Origin of the sequence: Sellimonas sp. (genome assembly GCF_047234585.1) — a bacterium.
Lineage (GTDB): Bacteria > Bacillota > Clostridia > Lachnospirales > Lachnospiraceae > Sellimonas > Sellimonas caecigallum.
The window spans coordinates 28,490-48,637 of record NZ_JBKSWG010000007.1 but is presented as its reverse complement, the minus strand read 5'-3'; the positions used below and the strand labels follow the sequence as shown (position 1 = coordinate 48,637).

The 20,148-nt window shown below is 41.1% G+C and carries 15 protein-coding genes; 3 read left to right on the top strand and 12 right to left on the bottom strand.

The features are described 5' to 3' along the window. Nucleotide 1: 1 nt before the first annotated feature. The 7 genes from ACLROL_RS04195 to ACLROL_RS04165 all read right to left on the bottom strand — a co-directional run bounded on the left by ACLROL_RS04195 (nucleotide 2) and on the right by ACLROL_RS04165 (nucleotide 5,941). Entirely contained in the window at nucleotides 2–1,708 is a 1,707-nt protein-coding gene (locus ACLROL_RS04195) for a recombinase family protein (protein ID WP_204907604.1), read from the bottom strand. Then, entirely contained in the window at nucleotides 1,709–3,391 is a 1,683-nt protein-coding gene (locus ACLROL_RS04190; RefSeq protein ID WP_204907605.1) for a recombinase family protein, read from the bottom strand. A 150-nt stretch (nucleotides 3,392–3,541) separates the two neighbouring features. After that, the gene (locus ACLROL_RS04185) at nucleotides 3,542–3,757 is read right to left on the bottom strand and encodes a DUF6870 family protein (protein ID WP_204907606.1); all 216 of its coding nucleotides are present in this window, start codon (nucleotides 3,755–3,757) and stop codon (nucleotides 3,542–3,544) included. An 89-nt stretch (nucleotides 3,758–3,846) separates the two neighbouring features. Next, complete coding sequence (locus ACLROL_RS04180; protein ID WP_204907685.1) at nucleotides 3,847–4,239, bottom strand: type II toxin-antitoxin system PemK/MazF family toxin; 393 nt, start codon at nucleotides 4,237–4,239, stop codon at nucleotides 3,847–3,849. A gap of 70 nt (nucleotides 4,240–4,309) precedes the next feature. Next, entirely contained in the window at nucleotides 4,310–4,468 is a 159-nt protein-coding gene (locus tag ACLROL_RS04175) for a hypothetical protein (RefSeq protein ID WP_413067387.1), read from the bottom strand. 394 nt (nucleotides 4,469–4,862) lie between these two features. Beyond that, nucleotides 4,863–5,150 carry a helix-turn-helix domain-containing protein gene (locus ACLROL_RS04170; protein ID WP_204907607.1) on the bottom strand — a complete coding sequence of 96 codons (288 nt, stop codon included), beginning with the start codon at nucleotides 5,148–5,150 and terminating at the stop codon, nucleotides 4,863–4,865. A gap of 233 nt (nucleotides 5,151–5,383) precedes the next feature. Continuing rightward, a complete protein-coding gene (locus tag ACLROL_RS04165) occupies nucleotides 5,384–5,941 on the bottom strand; it encodes a hypothetical protein (protein ID WP_204907608.1) in 558 nt (185 codons plus the stop codon). Between the two features lie 297 nt (nucleotides 5,942–6,238). Between ACLROL_RS04165 and ACLROL_RS04160 the strand changes: the two genes are divergently transcribed. From ACLROL_RS04160 to ACLROL_RS04150, 3 genes are all read left to right on the top strand, one after another. After that, nucleotides 6,239–6,688, top strand: a complete 450-nt coding sequence (locus ACLROL_RS04160; protein ID WP_204907609.1) for a helix-turn-helix domain-containing protein — start codon at nucleotides 6,239–6,241, stop codon at nucleotides 6,686–6,688. A 64-nt stretch (nucleotides 6,689–6,752) separates the two neighbouring features. Beyond that, a complete protein-coding gene (locus tag ACLROL_RS04155; RefSeq protein WP_204907610.1) occupies nucleotides 6,753–7,307 on the top strand; it encodes an ImmA/IrrE family metallo-endopeptidase in 555 nt (184 codons plus the stop codon). A 123-nt stretch (nucleotides 7,308–7,430) separates the two neighbouring features. After that, entirely contained in the window at nucleotides 7,431–7,799 is a 369-nt protein-coding gene (locus ACLROL_RS04150; protein WP_338042966.1) for a DUF3791 domain-containing protein, read from the top strand. A gap of 271 nt (nucleotides 7,800–8,070) precedes the next feature. On the opposite strand, the gene ACLROL_RS04145 is transcribed toward ACLROL_RS04150, so the two are convergent. From ACLROL_RS04145 to ACLROL_RS04125, 5 genes are all read right to left on the bottom strand, one after another. Next, nucleotides 8,071–9,192 carry a cysteine desulfurase family protein gene (locus ACLROL_RS04145; protein ID WP_204907611.1) on the bottom strand — a complete coding sequence of 374 codons (1,122 nt, stop codon included), beginning with the start codon at nucleotides 9,190–9,192 and terminating at the stop codon, nucleotides 8,071–8,073. Between the two features lie 207 nt (nucleotides 9,193–9,399). Next, a complete protein-coding gene (gene brxL, locus ACLROL_RS04140) occupies nucleotides 9,400–10,923 on the bottom strand; it encodes a BREX system Lon protease-like protein BrxL (RefSeq protein WP_204907612.1) in 1,524 nt (507 codons plus the stop codon). A 22-nt stretch (nucleotides 10,924–10,945) separates the two neighbouring features. Beyond that, complete coding sequence (pglZ, locus tag ACLROL_RS04135) at nucleotides 10,946–13,279, bottom strand: BREX-4 system phosphatase PglZ (RefSeq protein ID WP_204907613.1); 2,334 nt, start codon at nucleotides 13,277–13,279, stop codon at nucleotides 10,946–10,948. 11 nt (nucleotides 13,280–13,290) lie between these two features. Then, nucleotides 13,291–17,496, bottom strand: coding sequence for a hypothetical protein (locus tag ACLROL_RS04130; RefSeq protein ID WP_204907614.1), 4,206 nt, complete (start codon nucleotides 17,494–17,496; stop codon nucleotides 13,291–13,293). 17 nt (nucleotides 17,497–17,513) lie between these two features. After that, nucleotides 17,514–19,934 (bottom strand): phosphoadenosine phosphosulfate reductase family protein, encoded by a 2,421-nt coding sequence (locus ACLROL_RS04125; RefSeq protein WP_204907615.1) that lies wholly within the window; start codon nucleotides 19,932–19,934, stop codon nucleotides 17,514–17,516. Between the last annotated feature and the right edge of the window lie 214 nt (nucleotides 19,935–20,148).

Here is a 20,148-nt window from a genome sequence, read left to right as displayed (position 1 = left end):
CCTACGCAACCTCCTTCCTGAGTATTTTGACAGTATCCAGAACTGCCTGGAAGCTGTCCATGTACCTGAACTGGATGCTCAGGGAATTATCCCCGTTCATCTGCATGGATTCAATCATGGCATCTGCCAGTTCTTCACTGATTTCCTCGGCATGAGCGTACTTTTCAATCAGCGCTTCCCAGATTTTTGCTTCCTGAAGCGGCTCCTCATATTCTGCCTTTGAAAATTTCAGTTCTTCAATCTGTTTTTCCAGGCGGCTGATGTCCTCCATCAGGATTTCACGGGTCTGTGCATAGTCCTGATCGTCGATAAGTCCTTCCCGCAAGTCACGGTACAGCCCGGAAAAAACAGACTTCTTTTTCTCCAGTTGTTTTTTCAGTTCCTTCGCCTGGTCTGACTTTCCAGCCTTTTTCACCTGTTTCTCTTTGGCTTTCAGCAGGCTGTCCAGTGCTTCCCGGCAGTCCAGAAACAGCTCGAACTGTGCCTTGATGCTGCTGAGCACCGCTTTGTCCACATCGGCTTTCCGCATCCGTTTGGCAGTGCAGGCTCTTGCTCCATGCTCTTCATGAGCCGGACACTTAAAGGTAAAATATACCTTATCTTTATTGGTGCTGAAGGAACGTACCAGCTTCATCACGGAGCCGCAGTCCGCACAGGTAAATTTCTTCCCGTAAATGTTTTTTGCTTTGGGAAGGTGGTCATATTTCCCTCTGTTTGCCTTCTGTGCCGCCGCAGCTTTCTCGTTGATCGCCTGTACCTTTTCAAACAGCTCCGGCTCAATAATCGCTTCGTGCGTATTTTCAACCAGTATCCAGTCCTGTTCTTCTGTACGGCTGAACGGAATCCCAGCATATAAACACTGCGTTGTTTTCCGCTGTGCCAGATGCCCCAGATAAGTAATATCCTTCAGGATGTCCGTTACCATGTGCTTGTTCCAGAGAATCTTCCGGGGCTTCTGATTATTGTTGGTGACAATCCCCCGGTCTGCCTTGTACTGACCAGGAGAAGGGATTCCCATATCATTGAGCTTTTTATTGATTCCCATATAGCTCATGCCTTCGGAACGCCACTGATAAATCATCCTGACTACCGGTGCAGTTTCCGGATTCACGATCAGCTGATTTTTGTTCTCCGGTGATTTCACATACCCGTATTTTTCCCATGAGCCGATATATTCTCCCTTTTCCATCTTGCTCCGCAAAGCCGATGTTACTTTTCGGGAAATATCTTTGGCATAATAATCGTTGATAATGTTCGACAGCGACACTGAGAGCTGCCCGTTGGCTTCCGCTGTATCCGTATCAAAATTGTCATTGACCGCAATGAAGCGGATATCGAAGAACGGACAGATTTTTTCCAGAAACTCGCCGGTTTCGATGTAGTTTCTGCCCAGACGGGACAGGTCTTTTACGATAATGCAGTTGATTTTCCTCTGTTGAACCGCTTCCATCAGACGCTGCCATTCCGGTCGTTCAAAATCTGTACCGGTAAATCCGTTATCTGCAAAAATATCAGCCAGCTGAAGATAAGGTCGGGCGTCAATGTATCGCTCCAGCAACGCAATCTGGTTTTCAATGGAATCAGAATTGCTTAAGTTATCTTCACGGGATAATCGAGCATAAATCGCTGTCTGATAAACTTTGATGCCGGATTCAGCCTTTTGGAGCTGAACACCCTGCCGTTCCCGGCGTTTTGCAACTCTTGCCAATTATCCCACCTCCTTTTCCACAGGCTGTACATTTTTCTGCTGTCCCTGATATTCTTCCAAAAATTCCAGTATCGCCTGGAACTGGTCTGCGTGGTTCAGCGTAAGCGAAATCTGTTTGTCCGCTGTAATCTCAATCCGTTCCACAAAATGAATCACCACTCTGCGGGTCAGTTCCTGAATGTTCTGATATTTCCGGAACTGAGAAAGCCAGCTCTGCTGTCCGGTCAGACCGGAATTTACCTTATTCCGATTGCCAATCAAATGGGCAATCGAATCATTTGCATCCTGGATTTTCTGGTCACAGTCCGCTTTTAAGATTTTATACTCATCCAGCGTGATGACTTCCATCTTGAAGTCTTCGTAAACCATCGCCTTCATCTTCTTGTTGTACTCAATGACTTCTTCCTGTCGGGCAATTCCCCGTTCAATCCGTTCCAGTTCACGACGTTCCCAGGAAATGCCGTCCAGTTCTTTTAAGGCGGATTCCAAATCCAGCGCCAGTGACACCTGCGACTGGATCACTGCCAGCACCGTATCATAGACTGCCTGTTCCGTGATTCTGTGAGGAGAGCATATCTCTTTATTCTGCTTGTTGGCTCCACAGATAAAATACACATACTCTTTTCCATGCGATTTTGTTTTTCTCCGGATCATGGAGCTGTGGCAGTCGGCACAGAAAACTTTTCCGGAAAACAAATGGACGGCTTCCCCTCCAACAGGGCTTCTGCTGTCCTCCAGCATCAGTTTCTGAACCATATCGAAAGTTGCCGGTGGAATAATCGCTTCATGAGCGTTTTCTACCCGCACCCACTCCGATTCATCCTTTGTACTGCGAACTTTGACCTTATGATTCGGAGTTGTGGTCTTACCCTGTACCAAAGTCCCTGTGTACATCTCGTTTTTCAAAATCCGGTAGATTGCTACCGGACTCCAGACTGTCCGAGCCTGCTTGCGGAATCCGGACTGATACCTGGAACCGCAGTGCCTTTTATATTCATATGGAGAAAGAACTCCATCCTGATTCAGCCGGTCAGCTATCTGTGCCGGACTGAATCCGTCAATCTTCATCCGGAAAATGCTCTCCACAACGGGAGCTGCGGTTTTGTCGATGACCAGCTGATTCTTGTTTTCCTCTGACCGCTGATACCCATATATCGCATGATTGCCGACAAATTCACCGTTCCGTCTTTTGATGTCCAGGTTGGAACGGACTTTGATGGAAATATCACGGCTGTAGGAATCATTGATCAGGTTCTTAAACGGAAGGATAATTTCATTTCCTGCCTGCTGGTTTGCTGCGGAATCGTAGTTGTCATTGATTGCGATAAAACGGATTCCGAGAGCCGGAAAAATCTTCTCAATGTATTTTCCTGACTCAATGTAATCTCGACCGAATCGGGAAAGGTCTTTGACGATAATACAGTCAATTTCCTTCTTTTTGACCAGCTCAATCATTCGCTGGAAATCCGGGCGGTCAAAATTTGCACCGGTAAATCCATCATCACAAAACTCCTGTGTCAGAATGATTTCCGGGTGATGTTTCAAATAGTCTTTAATCAGCTTACGCTGATTTGCAATACTGTTACTTTCTTTCTTTTCTCCTAATTGAGAAAAGTCGCCATCTTCCTTCGATAATCTCAGGTAGATGGCGGCATGATAAGTCATGTCTATAAATTTTTGCATAGTTCGCCACTCCTGTCTGATTTTCGTTTAGAAGCCGAAAACAAACCGGAGTTCCGCTGATTTTTGTCCACTGCAATCGTACCATATTTCAATGTGGAAATCCAGTTTGTCACCTCAAAAGTAACCCGCCAATTTCTTCCATAAAATGCTCTACATTGTGGCAATCATATTGATAAAATTATCTGTAATGGTGTTCTGCGTATTCGCAAAGGATACTTTCACTACCGTATCGCCCACTTTAAACTGATACGGATTTTTGATCTGCTCAATGAAAGATTTAATCCGTTCTTCACTGGGCAGAGAACGGTCAATTTTTACATCTCTGATGTCTACCAGCTGACTGATGTTTTCATTTTCTTTTTCCATTTACCTTTCACCACCTTACTTCATCATTATTGCCAGAAATTTCCTGAACTATTCAGAAAACATCATCTGCAAAAGAATAGGCAGAGCCTTTAAAAGTTCTGCCCATTGTTTTCACAGATGAGATACTTTTTCAAACCCAGGCTGGCAAGCAGTGCAGAATCTATTTTCTGCATTTCTGTTTGATCTATCTTTCCCAAATATCGCTCGATTCTATGCTTATCAATCGTTCGGAGCTGTTCCAGCAGCACTACCGAAGAACGGGAGAGCGCCGGATTGTCCCGGAGCAGATAATGGGTCGGCTGACCTGCCTTTTTCTCTTTTTGGGCTGTGATAGCAGCCACGATCAAAGTCGGAGAATAGTGGTTTCCGGTGTTGTTCTGAATCACGATCACCGGACGGACACCGCCTTGCTCTGAGCCACATACAGGGGACAGGTCTGCCATGTAAAGATCACCTCTGCGGTACTTCCAATTTTGTTTCATCACCTGCAGCTCCTCCTTTACCGGAAATAAATTTATAGTCGATAAAATCCGCCAAAAATAATTTTGTGGTCTATAAACGATAAAAATTACTATGTACAGGGAACCGGCAGTCAAATGCACGGTTCCCTTTATTTGCGTTCGCTCCCATATTTGTCCTCGACACCCCTGGGCGGCAAGAGCTGTATCTTGCCGGGAAGTCATCAAACGGCTGGCTGCTGACCAGCTCCATAGGAATCCAACCTCCCCGTGGTTCTCACCGGGCTGCCCCCATTGCGTGATCTTGTTTTCACAAGGCTGTGGCTGGGCAGAAGTATCATTATACCTGTTGCTTTCATTGCCGTACCGGAAGCAATCCGATATTTACAAGCCAATAGTTCTCGCTCTGACCCTCAGAATGAACAGACAAAATAAGTGACTCTGTGTTTCTGATCGAAATCGTCCTGGCGTATTGCTGATGTGGCTGATGCTTTCGCACCGGCAACAGGAACGTGTTTGATGAGTGAGTATTCTGTTTTCAAGGTACATCCAGCCGTTTTCCTTGGCTGTATCTACATTGTACCTGTTCTGAACTCAACTTTTTATGACCTTGTACGGCGGTTCACCCACCGTGGTACGGTGGATTTTCAGACTTTATGCTTCAGAGCAATCATCTTGGCAATAACAGCATCTATATCTGCAACTATTTCCTGACGCTGAATCTCTTCTCCAAGTAATATGTAGTCTGTCGAAACATCAAAGAAGCATCTGATCTCAACCAGCAAGTCGATAGACAGACCCTGCAATCCTCTTTCGAGCTTTCCAAGATTGCTGGTGCTGATATTCAGCTTTTCCGCTAGCTGTTCCTGTGTCAGTCCTCTTTCTTTTCTCAATTTTGCAATTCTTCTTCCGCATTCTTTCGGGTCAAAATACATACCGTTTCCTCCTTGACGGCGCAAAAAAAGAACCGGAGGAAATCTCTGGTTCTCTTTCATGCAAATGTCTGGAAGACGGCATCAAAAAAGCCCCGTACCGCATTGGCACGAGGCAAACGTATTTATTCAGTTTCGTATGCTGCGATCTCCCAGCATACCAATCTTAGCATCTATCAAGTCGGACTTTCAGTAGGGAAACCATCGGGATTTTGTCGGACTTTCATCGGACTTTTTTATAATCCCATATCGTTTTCCTCATTTTCTGTATCCAGCAAAAGCTGTTTCAACATGGGAATCGAATTTCCCCAAAGAGATAAACCAAACAGTAAAACTGCTTCTTTTTTACGGTCGTAATAGGTACTCCGTTCCATATTCATAATTTCCAGCATTTCTGCTTCTTTATATTTGAATCGGCTCATATAACATTTGGACAGGATTACACAATACAAATCTCCCCGGCAAGGGTAATCCCTGACTCGTCCCATCGCATTATCCACCAGTTCAATAAGCCATCTCGTTTCAAACAGGCTGCGGATTCGTTCTTCAAATCGTTCTCTTGCTTCGTCAGGAGCAAAAGTTTCCAGATAGACAAGAGCACCATCCAAGCCGGAACTGCAATTATAAATCAAATCTTCATGAACTTCTTCAGCTCGTCCGATTGCTGACCAGCAAACATCCCGATAAATCGACAGAATCAGTCGGGACCGTTCATACAGAATCTTTTCATCCACTTGCTGTATCCGGCACAGCATTCGTATATTATGTAACGCCTGTGTACTATTTCTACTCATAGCAATCTCCTTTCAAATCTATACCATATGTACTATATCCTTTCTAAGCCCATTTTCAGCCAAAGGGAAAGAAAATGCCGGATCATGGGCAAAATAACCATTTATCACTCGCTCTGCTTATACTACGGAGCGTATAATCAGAAGTTTTCATCGGAAGTTCTTGACTTCCTGTAACTTCTGATATACAATTATATCGAAGTTAAACTTCTTTAATCAATTCCTATTATACTGATTTTCGGAAGTTTGTCAATGGTTAATCGGAAGTTACGAAAAATTTTTAGAAAGGATGGATCGGAAATGACATTTGGCGAAAAAATAAAGGCAGCTCGATTGGCAATGAATCTTTCTCAGACGGAGCTTGCTCAGATGACAGGTATCTCTGAACGCTCTCTCTATACCTACGAACAGCTCGGAACAATCCCTCGTAAAAGCAACATCAGAAAACTGGCTGAAGCACTGAATATTTCTGTTTCGTACCTTTTGGACGACCAGGAATCTAATACTCAGATCCATAGAGAAGAGGACTTATTCATTGCTGAAGCACGGGAGAAATTCGGCTCAAAAGGTGCAAAGGAAGCTCAGGAAGTATTGGGACGTGTAAGTTCACTGTTTGCCGGCGGCGATCTGGACGAAGAAGCCAAAGATGTATTTTTCCAGGCTCTTATGTCGGTGTATATGGACTCCAAAAAGAATGCCAGAGAAAAATTCACTCCGAAAAAGTACAGAAAGCATAGAAAAACAGAATGATGCCTGACAGCATCTTTTCTCGTTTATCATAATGGGTTCTGTGCTCGATTTGGAGGTGAAGCAAGTGAGAACCGCAGCACATATTATTGAAGCAGTCGAAAAGCTGGTAAAGAAATATGATACCAAAGATCCCTATGAGCTTTGTCGGGCTTTAGGGATAAAAATTCATTTCTATAACATGGAAAAGAAATTAAAGGGATTTTTCTTCTATCAGTCAAGACAAAAGAATATTGTGATTGACAGCAACGTCAATGAAGTGCTGGAGCGCATCTTGATCGCTCATGAATTGGGACACGCAGTGCTTCATACCAAAATCGCCATGATGAAAGGTTTTCAGGAAATGGAAGTATTGGACGGCAGTTCCCTGGAAGAAGATGAAGCCAATTTCTTTGCTGCTGAACTTCTTCTTGACGATAACGAAGTCCTGGAAAATCTATCCGAATACTCTTTCTTTGAAACAGCCCAACGGCTTTTTGTACCGGCTGCATTGCTGGACTACAAATTCAGTTTGCTCCACGAAAAAGGAAAACGGGTAGATTCCATGTATATCCGGAAATCTGATTTTTTGAAAGAAGATTTGGGAGCCTATGATGATAGTTCCCGTTTTGAATATGAATAACGGATGGATTAGTGCCATTTTAGAAGATGTTAAAATTAAGAACCTGAAAGAGCTGGAATTTGCTGTGTTCTGTATTGAGAATATTGCAATCCGGCTCAAAAAAATGCTGAAGAAACATATAAGATGCTGACCGAAGAAAACAATATACTGTCCGGTTACATCATACCAGAGTATGAAATGCTACATACGCAGAGCAAAGACTATATTGTTGATGATATTATCGCTGTTATAAAGGAAAACAGCATTGTGTTGACCGTATTGCCCCGAAGACCGACCGATATGACCGCTAATCCTGTTTTACTGCAAAAGAAATACGCTCGAATCGTTGAACGTTTTTCCGAAAGGCAAAAACTTTCTTTAAATGACGCTCTGGACTGCTTCTATCATTCGGTTACCTATCGCCTAATCAGTGAAAGGGTATCCAATCTGCATTGCATGAGCGATGAATATCTGATGGAAGAACTCATTTCGGAATATGACGGTAAAATTTAAAATGCTTCAGGACTTAAAAAGCAGACCACACCAGCACACTGGATAGGTCTGCTTTTTAACACCATCAATGCTACATGTGGCGTTATTGGAACTATTGTCACCAATCTGCTTTCAGTGAAATGCACCTGCAAGCCCGTCCTCTTTTCCGATATCTCCCAATACATCCTTACATTTTCCGGCAGTTTATCGGCGGTTTAACGGCATTATTGGGGGGGGCAGCAGTGCCGTCAATCTATTCGCCGCACCCTGTTAAAAGCCTATACTACATAGATTAGCGTTTCAGAATTTTCATTAAAGACTGCACAATATAGAATATTTCTTCTTCAGTGTTCTCATATCCCAAGGAAATTCGTATTGTTCCTTTGGCATAGTTCTCTGATACATGAACAGCTTCCAAAACATGAGAAATCTGCGTATTCTTACTATCGCAAGCAGAACCTGTAGAGACGCTTATTCCCATTAAATCAAGTCTATGTAAGAGCATTTCTCCTTCAGCATTTTTGAAAGAAAGGCTTATATTTCCTGGAATTTTTTTGGGACTTCCATTTTTAATAAAATCTAACTCGGCTTTCTTCAACAAAGATGTCATCAACTTTTCCAATCCTATCAGATGGTCACTAACTGATTTCATCCTATTGCAATTCTTTTCTAATGCTACAGCCATTGCAACAATGGATGCGATATTTTCTGTACCGGCTCTCATTCCAAATTCTTGTGCACCGCCATCTGCATAAGGAGCAATCTGAGTTCCTTTCTTTATATACAGAAAGCCAATACCCTTGGGACCATTAAACTTGTGAGCCGAGGCGGAAAGCATATCTATATCAAGTTCTTTCACATCAATCGGGATGTGTCCAACCGCTTGCACTGCATCTGTGTGAAATAATGCTCCTTTGGAATGAGTGATCTCACACAATTTCTTAATCGGCTGTATGGTTCCTATTTCATTGTTGGCATACATGATAGATACCATTTTTGTGCTATCATCAATGTACTCTGACAAGATATCTGGTTGGACAACACCACTTGAATCTACCGGTAAATAAAACACTGGAATCCCCATACGCTCCACAGCATGGCATGAGCGGAGAATTGCATGGTGTTCAATCTGAGATGTAATTATTGCTCGGTGATTTCCGAAAGCGAAGGCGGTAGATTTGATAGCCCAGTTATCGCTTTCTGTTCCACCTGATGTAAAATAGATCTCCTCAGGTTCTGCATTAATACATTTTGCTATTGTTACACGAGCAGCTTTCAATGCAGCTTTTGCTGTCCGTGCAAAGGAATATTGTTGTGAAGCATTTCCAAAATCATTAAGAAGGAATGGCTTCATCGCATTAAATGCATCTATATCTAATGGTGTTGTTGCTGCATGATCCACGTACACTTTCATAATTATCACTCAAACAGTTTGCAACCTTGATCCTTGAACTCTTCAATCTTATCCAAAATATCCTCAACCGATACTCCAAGATAATCAGCAAGACAATCCATACAGTAAAAGGTTTCTACCTGTTCCCCTAATAGTTTCTTGTTAATTCCAATTTCGTCCTTTTCAAGTGCTTCCTTCCCGCAAGAAACACAAGATATTTTTTTTACCTTACGCATCAATTACAGAAAAGCTCGGAACCGTCTTGCCTGCTTCTTTTTCATCAACAATACCCATTTGAATACGAATAATTGCTCGCATATCCATTGCAGGCTGTAAACAGTAACGATTAAAATCACGAGAAGTAATGTCCTGAGGTCTGCGAACATGCGGGAATAGCAGCTTCAGGTATGCGGTACAGATTCTCTTAATTGCTTCCGTATCACGAGTATCTGCTTTAGGCGGCATATCGATAAGAGCATCAACAATCGCTCGGTATGAGGGATCATCTCTTAATTCATGCATAATACTCGAAAAATACTCAGAATTCAATGCCCAACCAAATGCTTTCAAATCATCATTCATTCTTGGCAAATCCCATCCCTTGATGAAACCATGTATACGGTCTAAAAAAGGAACTCTGTGGAATGGCTCAGGCAGTTCTAAAAACATATTACTATATTCATCCATTGCACTACCAGAGATATTACCCAAGAACACGATGCCAGCATCAACATTTACTTCATGTCCATCGGGGGCATTATACTTCCTGTTCTCCATAATCTGTTGAAGAGCAGAATGAAGCTCAGTATCTTTCATATAATCTGCTTCTCGAATTTCATCTAATGCAACGAAATCTTTATAGGCTACAATACCATCTGCCTTTTTGCCAATATCGTAAATTAATTTAGCACGTGTAACTTTTCCCGAAACGAGCCACCCGTAACGACTAATTTGACCGAATAAATATGATTTTCCAGTACCTGGAGGAGCAAGCTCAATCAAATTCAGGTTTTTTTCTACGAACGGTAACAACCGCTGAATAACTGATAACTTTTGAGCCCTATTCTCGTATCCAGCAGGATTATAATCAACAGCAGAAAGAACAATATCAAGCCACTCATCCAAAGAAAAGCTTTCACGTGCAGTTTTATATTCTTCGAGGTCAGTTTCATACGGACAAAAATCTATAAAATCTATTAATTTAATCTTTCCTGGTGTTTTAGAATCATATGGATACTGATAACCAAGTTCTATAATCCCCCAGTTTTCTTCTGCTTTCAATAGATTGACACTACAAGCGTCCCAAACATCTCGAGGAATAGTTGTGTCTTTATATCCAAGACCAAAATCCGGAAGAGAAAACGAAATATCTCCTGTACGAATATCTATTTCGACGCATACTTTTGCCAAAATTTTAATCGTTTCATTATTGTTAATAATTCTATTTTTTAAATTTTTCCAGTCTTCCTTTTTAGGAATATAAGTTCTGATAAAATCTGTTGCTCCGTCTACATCAACCTCACCGTCATCATCCTGAAAATTTTTTATTACATAGTCTCGCATAAAAGACGGAAGCTTAAAAGAAGAAATAAAATTATTTTGTTGAAGGTCTTTAAACACCACCATTGTATCAAAAGCATCTTTCAGACGATTGATAAAATCTTCGTTTCCCTCTTTATAACCCCCTTGTTTTTTCTCAGAATTAAGACAATTATCGGTTGTTGTACCTATCTTTACGGCAAATTCATCCACTAAGAATCCCCTCCAATCTTATTTATAGTCCAAATAGATTCTTTTGTTTAGTGGCTCGTTCAATTCTGAAACTGAGTGTTACACCAACATTCTTGTCACCATCATAAACGAAAGCTTCATAGGAATTTGTACGCTTTAGTTCAGGCATAACGAATTCTGCGTGTTTCTTATCTCCTACAAATGTACCATTATAGAAAATGCCATTCACCTGAATACGAGGTTGTTTCATCGACATATTGGAAAACAGCGTGATTTTTGCATCTTGTCCCATCTTATACTTAATCACAGGCTCAACAAAACAATAGGTAATATTGTCAGGCTTTCTAACCAATGTAATAACTGGAACAAGAACTTCTTCCAATGTGGCACCACCATGTACTTCCAAGTTTGCAGCACGGCTTCCTTTGAATCTTTCGTAGTTGGCAAGAACTGCATAGCCATCTTCATAAGATGCCTGGGGAAGATTTGGGTCATCGTCTATTTTACAACATCTTCCACTATGGACACCTTTTTCGCTAAGTTCGATATTAGATGTAGATTCTTTTCCGTACAGTACAGCCAAACGACTTGCACCATGGTCGGAGAGAATCACCGCTTTTTCAATAGTTCCCTGTGCGAGCTGAGTCTGAATTCGTCTCAGTTCAGTATCAATAATTTCGAGTTCTCGGAACAAATGGATCGGATAAGGGCATGTTTCATAATCGTATATCATGCTGTGATGCTTCAACTCATCTAAATCAGAAATCTTCTTTACATTCGGGCAAGTGTTCTCAAACTCCTTGTTTTCCGAAGTAATAGAAGGTAGTTCACAGCGCCCAACAGAGACCTCAAAAACCAAACCATATCTTTCGCATTTACTTTGAATAAAAGCGAGATATTCGACACCTAAAGCATCAAAAAAGAAGAACCCTGTTTTATTCTTATCCAGCTTAGAAACGATACTGCTTCTTGGCTGCAATTTCATAAAAGGTCTATCAACCGCATGATTATCCACCTTGGTGATAAAATCGTCATAAATACGATTGGTTAACTTCTGCTGTTTATACTGTATGAAGTAATCTGTCAGCTCTTTCCGCAAAGGACTATCTGCATCAGGCAATTTGGTGTTAAGCACGTCAAAAGTAAAAGGTTGCATATAACAGTAAATATCAGGGAAACCATTTTTGAGAATCTCTGAAACTTCTTCTTCGCTATAATCATAAATAGACAGACATCTTACAAGTTCATATCGTTCCCTTTCGCTTGTTGAAGTCAAATAGCGGACTGCATACTTCTCATACTTACCAATCTGATCACAATAATCGTCGATATAAGGCAGATTCTCAGGAATATTATCAAGAATTCTCTTTCTCTCTGCATAATATATATCAAACAATGGATCGTCATATTTAATATCAAGAAGTTCATTATATAAAGAACGCTCAAACACATCTACAGAGTCAGCATGAGAAATAATACGAGCAACATACTTATTTGTACCAACACCAAACACTTGCATAGCAAGCCATAAAAGCCAAAGCATATTTTTGTCGTCACTTTCAAGTACGCTATCCAGATGGGCAATTAAGTTAGTCGTTGCTCCAAAGTGAGAACATACAAATGCAGAGAAAGTATCGACATCTTTCATTACTTCTAGCAGCCAACTCCATTGTTCCTGTGTTCCATAATTGTTTTTAGTAAGAGTTAAGTCCGGATACTTTTGACAGATAGCATCATAGATCCCTGTACTTTCAGAGACAGAGTATAAGGACTGTCTGAAAAGTGTGGTCTTGAAATTAGTCAGCACCGTCAGGGTTGGATGAGCCTGAAGCCTATTATCATCCATTTTCTCCATGTATTTTAATAATCCCTGGATTCCATTCAGAGGCTTGAAACCCACACACACCGCTTCGTTGTCAGTCAGTTTTATCTGAGGAAGAGGAGATGGACTCCCCGCCACGAGAATAACTCGACGGTCATAACGAAGATCTCTCTGCAAATATCGATCAATGAACTTTTTACAATGGCTCAACAAAACAATCGCATGACCGGAGATACTTAACCCGAGTAATTCATCAACAAGTGCATCTACAGCTGTTTCATTTCTGAGCATAACTGCTTGAGATGTCCCCACCAATACAAAGGTATCCTTTCCGACTATCTTTGCAATAGCATCATCAATTATCGGTAAGCCATTTTTCTGTGTAAACTGAGAAACAAATACGCACTGTTTATTGGCATCAGCTTCCAAGCGTTGAAGAACGGTCTGAAAATCATTAAAGTTTTCCGTATTAACTAATAAAGGTTGTCCCCAAGATTCGCCAGCACAATATGCATTTATTTCTTGAAAGCATTCATTTACAGTCTTGCAGTACATCAACGCCCTCCTTACTTATTTTTAAGTATTTCGATACCTACCTTAACATTGTCAGTAATCAAGTCTTTCAAATAGCGACGAAGTTCTGTTGCATCCATTTTTTCGACAACAGACCAAACCTTTTCGCTACCACCAGTCTTATATTTCTTTTCTGCAAGCATTCTAATCTGGTTTTGCACGGTAGAGTTGTCCATCCAGTCATACTGGTGTACAGTTACATGGGCAACAAGATATTCACGGACTGTTTGAGCATCATCCAGCATCAGAGCATAATCACCAACAACCCGACTCATAAAGCATTTATCTCTGAGTTCGCTATTAGAAAGTTTGTCAAAATAGGTTACACGATTCAAATATGCAATAGCACGGTTAATGGATACCTCAGAAGGAGAGTTCTCCATCATAATTGCAAAGATTTCCTTGCCTTCAGGACGCTCCTCATCATCAAGCATACAGAGAATAGGAGTGTCATATCTTGCAGACCAATCACGAGGATTTTTTGTTCCAGTTTTTTCCAACCATAAATCTTTCAAGCGCTTTTTAGCCTGATTCTGAAGAAATTCCTTAACAGCGCTCTCAATATAAGTCATGTACTCGGTAGAGGACTTTGTAAACTGTCCCGCAGGAATGTCCTGATACAGTTTGAGAATGTCATCGGTGTCCATTCCATCAACAAAAATCTCAGCGACAGTTCTGAAATAAGGAATTTGATCACTGTAAAACTCATCAAATGCATCTCTCTGTGAAACCAAGAGAGAGTAAAAATGCTCTTTGTTCTGATCAGACAAAGAATTTGTCTTCTTCATACGATACAGCTCTTCGAGGAAAAGAGTCAAATCGCCAGTATATTTTTTAAGTGCTTCAAAGGCGATTTTAATGTTATTTGTACGATTATTCCAACCACTAACAACATCTCTAATACTAGAACAAGCAGGAATACTTTTTGCGCTTTCAGCGATAATACGATAGTCTAAAATTACATCATTAATCTTATCGTTTGCCGTCTCGGTATTCCAAACCCAGTTTGCAGCATCTGCATTGAACTTTTGTTTTACCTGATCGAGATATTCCCCACCATCACCAATCTGAGCTGCAAGAATTTTCAAAACACCGTTCTGGTATGCATCAATGTATGCCAACATACCCTTTCTACACATATCGTTTGTAAGCAAACGAGTAAGATCTTCGGTAATAAAAGTGTTTTGGATAACCAAGCGACCGATTGAATCAGCAAGATCACTTTCAGAAGCCTTGGAGCTGTTTGCGGTATTAGCAATACCACAATAATCATCAATTACTGTAGCGATTATTGTCGTAGGCGTACGAGTCTCTACAGTTTCTAGAATGGACTTTACAGACCAAATCGGAAACGAGAGCTTTTTCATACTAATTCGCACCTGATCTCTCGCACTCTCGATTGAACCGCACTGAGTCATAGGAATACGAAATACTTCAGAAGTACATTTCAAGAAGGAACGCTGTTCTGCACTCATTTCAACAATGTATTCCGGCTTATAGTTCCTGCTAGGGGACACTGTCTGTTTCATGGCGTTAGCAATCGCCATCTTCATCTTGTCAACAGACATACTTTCGCTGGTGGAACCATTGCTCCAGAAATAGTCCGCAGTTGCATATTCTTTTAGAACAAATCCCATCACAAAGGCTGTAAGGTTAGTAGCCCTAAATCCAAAAGGTGCTTGCTCCAGTTCACCGTAGATATCTGAAATGCAGACACGACCAGAAGGCGAATCGAAGCCCTTCCTAATTAACTCCTCGACCTTTATCTTAATCTGAACAATAGTCAAGCTACGCTTAGTTGGATCTTCCCAATAGTTTTCCACACCCCATGCACCAGCAAGAGCAGTTTCCAATTTTGGCTCTTTGAAAGTTTGTTTTAAGGTTTGCGTCGCACCACACTCTGCCCCCTGGGCAAGTGCGCTACCAACAAACAGATCACGCTTTACATCATAATTCTCAAGACCATAATAATATTTCTGATGATTAATCAGGCTAAACTCATCCTGCAAAGCGGTGATATTTGCTAATCGCTTTCCACTTGGATAATCTGTGCTGTACAACATAAATGCGCCGCTGGCAATCTTATTTTTCCAATCAGCTAGGCAATTTACTGCCTGCTTTTGGAACTCACCAGCACGATGCTTATCATTCTGTGCATAATAACGGCTATACGCCATACTTTCCACATACTGCTCAAACAGGTCTTTGCCCATAGGAGAAAGACTTGCATCGACATAGATAATGTCATGCTTTCCCGCCTTGATTCCACTAATAATTTGGCTCTTTACTTGTGCTGCTTCATCGTCATTCAGAGCAAAAGTCACAAGAACAGAGAAACGATTTGAATGAGATGTTGCGGTAAGTTTAGCTACAGCCGGTGTGAAATTACCATAAGCAGCACCATTAAGAATGTATCTACCGCTGATTGCAGGAGGCAGTGTAATTGCATCAATTAAATCCGCATTGGTAATCAGATCCTGGGTTTTGGTTTCTCTAATTACGGTATCTTTCAGCTTTTTAATTGTTGCTGCATCACCTGTGCTATTGGCAATGGTGTATTCAGACTTACCACCACCGACAGTACGCTTAAAGAGTATTCCATCACGAACGAGCTTTTCAGCAATAGAACGTGCCTTACCTTTTGACCAACCTGTACCGGAGAAAGCAAGGTCAACATTCTGTTCGTTAGGTTTCAGAAGTTCTACATCGCTAATGCGGAGAGAAATTGCCTGCAAAAGCAGTACGGTTTTCAGTACCTGTTGTTCATCAGGTGTCATCTTATCAGAACGCAGCAAACTATAAGAGTCCAAAATGACACGGACATCGTCATTCAATCCATTCTGTCCCTTTCCATAGAAGAAGTCCCATAGCATATCAATCGTCAACAGATTTGGTCTATCTAGAGGACCGTAATTGTTGATAAACCATTTGAATGCTTTTGCGTCTGTCATATCATTGCTGATAATGAAGTCAAACATACTTCTTTGGTTAGAGCTAAAAGCAACAGATAGGTGCTTCAACAACAAAGCAGCATAAGGATGAATCGGCACGATGGCTTTCAATTCCTGTTCGGACAGCACTGTCTTTTGCCCAAGAGTAGACGTGCTTTTTATGCTGGAGGTAATGTAGCTACATACGCTAGCCAAATCATCAGTTAATTCGCCTTTATATTCTTCCCATTCACTCTTAAGCATTACATCCTGAGTAGTTTTCATCGCCTGTGCCATCAAACGGAATGCCATGTTTTCAGGCAATTCGATTTTTACAGGAGGTACGAAACGGTCAAGAATCTTCTTTGCTGTTTCAGCATTCAAGAATAGGCTTCTACTTTCGTGAGACACAATCATAAAATAAAAAGGATGGGAAAGGCTGATTTCAGCCAAAGTCTGGAAACCAGTAAGGGAGTTTGGATTGTTCTGGAAGAACTCGGTAAATTCATCCCAAACAAACAGGATAGCCTTAATCTGGTTCTCAGAAATAATATTCTTAATCCAGTTTGCCATACCTTGAATATCTAGACGTAAAGCAGTAATACCATTGTCTTCTGCAACGGTAATAATGTCTCTCATTGTCTTGGCAATTTGTGCCGGTGTGCCATTTTGCAGGCGATCAATAACAGCGTCTACATCATTACCGCCAAAAGTCCATGCATACTGTTCCTCTGCAATCAAAGTATTGAAATAGTCACGATTTGCTTTTTTCTCTAACCATTTGAGTGCCGCAACACGCAGAGATGCTTCGCCACGGTTAGTGATACCATTCTTCTCCAAGGCAGACATAATACTGTCCTGAACTGCAAGAATCAAATCCTGATCGGAGCGAATAGAACCCGAACCTATTCTATGGATGGTAATAAGCAGACCATCATTCTTATCTGCGATAATCTTTTGACAGAGATCTTGGCTTAAACCGTAGTCATTAAAATAGTCTTTTACTTCTTCATCTGTAGCGTCCAGCAAAGATTTTACAGTAAGTGCAGCATGTGACTTACCAGTGCCATATGCCCCTTCAACCCAAAGAGAGCGAGGGTCTTTACCGGACAATACCGTATGAGTTTTTTCAAGCAGCTTCACAAAAGTATCGTGAGGATAAAAACTTTTCCAGCTTACCATGCCACTTTCAATCAAATCTGCGGTTACTGCCGCATAATACTTGGGGTCTATATTAAAATAGTCCCTATAAAGTTTTTTGCCCGCCATGCGTCATACCCCCTTATTTAGAACAGTCGCAATACATCTTCAGAAGTTAACTCAGAACCAGTAGGACGTAGAGTAATAGTGTCCAGGTCAAGAGTGAAGGATGCAGAAATAAACTCAGGATAGTTTACTGTAAGTCCATTCAGAATGCGAATCATACATTCTCTATCCAACCCGAAAATACGAGTAGGACTTACTCCATCACGCTCAATAGAATCATCAAGCAATGTTTCGAGTGTAAACTGGTAGTAGTCACCACAGGCTTCAGCAAATTTGTACAAGCTATACAGAATTACTCTGGCATCCGGAGAATCCCATCCACATCTCACCAAAGAGTTTAAGGTGATGGTTTCCTTACCAGATGCACTAATCTTTTCCTCCACATCACATTCAGCAAAAATGCGAGAGGTACCGAGAGGTGTTTTGTCCATGACAATTTTGAAAGCATCCACAACATTTCTTTTACCAAGCCCCTTCAAGTCATTCTCCATGACATCGGAGAGCATCATCTTAATGGAGTCCGGAGTATAAGAAACGCCCAGCTTCAGATTATTAACAAACCAGTTATATGCTGGAGTATAAACAAGATTACACAAAATCAAAGCCCATGCAGCATCTTCTGTTGCACCAATTTTGCATACAGCTTCTGCTACTGCGGTAGGAACACACTTACAATATTTGTCTCCTTCTGCTTTTTTATCATACACAACAAGACCGGCATCCTGAACGAAATTTTTAAATGCGTCCTTCTTTTTATTCGCTACCAGTCCATCACCATCAGACATCCAAAATTCCGCACCGCAATCATAGTTGCAGAAAATATTCATCCATTCAGCACGAGCACCAAAGCTAAAGTACCTATCTAATCCAGTCATCTTTCTCCCCTCCGAAATCTTATTTCTAATTGAATTGTATCTTAAACAATGTTCATGTATATCATGGCACTTGTGACAGTGAGTACAATTATCACCGATTTTTATGCCATTTGACATATCAATACAATGGCTCTTACACTCTGCTTCACATACACCACAGCCAATGCAATATAGCGTCTTTACAATAACGCTTCTGAATAGTGAGAAGAACCTGACATCATCCTTGCTCTTTGTACAATTCAACAGCAAGAAAGAAATGCTTATGTCAGTTCTTTCAAGTTTGATTTGGTACAGTTTATCCAAATATTTGATAATATACAAATCAGGTTCCGCTTGATAAAACTCGCCAACTGTTTTTGCCCACATTTCCCAACGAAACTGAGTTTTGTAAACTGTGATCGTCGGAGGAGTTGCGTCAGACTTTACTTCAAAGCAGTCATGCCCGAAATTGAGTTCTCTACCAGATTTTCTGGTTCTCCAGTAACCAGAATCGATGAACATTTTCATTTCCTCAGAGCTATAGTTTGTTTTACCGCTTGTAGAAACAATCATTTCTAAATAACTGTCGGTTTCTGTCGGATAACACGTTCTCTTGATGTATTCATGTCGTCCAGACGAGTTCGGACACACAAGGCACCCTGCACGAGAATTACCTTTCTTATATGCTTCGTTTATGATAAGTCCTCTTGCGAAAATATAAAGAAACAGTTCCGCAGAACTCCACTCCAGAATACCATGACAGCTTAGCTGACCACTATGCTTCTTTCCATCATTCACAGAATCGTATTCACTTCGAGTCAAACTTTCTTCTGCACGAATACCTGTAAATGCCATCCCTGTAAAGTCATGCTTTCCTGTTATCTTTCTCAGCAAATTGATCTGCGGAGAGGTTTTATGAACACTGCAACACCATCTGCTCGTAGTAGACGGTGGTCCAAATATCTTCCATGTTTGAGAAGGAACCAATTTGGATTGTGCCCTGTAAAACTTTATTCCTTGCTTCTGACAATACTGCTCAATCTGTTTAATGACTTTATATGTATCAGGGAACTCCATTCGTGTATCCCCAAATAAAACAAGGAAATCGTCATGTGGTAGTGACCTTTGAACCAAATCAAGTGCTACAACACTATCCTTTCCACCGCTAAACGCAACGTAAAATATGTCAACTTTATTTTTATATTCACGGTAAACATTATATATTTTTTGAATCGTTTCCTGGGTCAATGTTTCTAAAAGATTTTGATTCTTTTGAACCATTGCCTCGATATCAACAAACTCCAACACTCCATTATCAGGTTCAGGGGAATCCAGAATAACAAGCTCTGGTGCTGTATAAACGGAACCGCCCTTTGTTCTTGCTACAGTGCGTCCTTTGTATATGTAATTATTGGCTTCTGCCCACATTAGTGGTGCGCTATCATCCTTTGGATAATTCCAATACCGGTCAAAACCAAGGATATCTAGTTCTTTATAATAGACGGGACGGGGTTCCTTACTAAATCTAGAGATTTCAGTTGTAAGTAGTAGTCCACCGGTCTCCGCATCCCATATATATTGGTACATGATGGTGTCCTCTTTTCTATATTTTTGTTACTCTTTTCGAGCTGCTATTATCAAGTTTCCTTCAAGAGAAACTACCTCGTCAAACAAATCAAATATATTCCCATAAAAACGTACTAAATTCACGAATCTTCCCTGTTTATTATCATCTTTTCTTTCTTATGGTAGAAACAATGGGACTGATGAGATGTAAATGCCATGGACTGATTTTTGATAA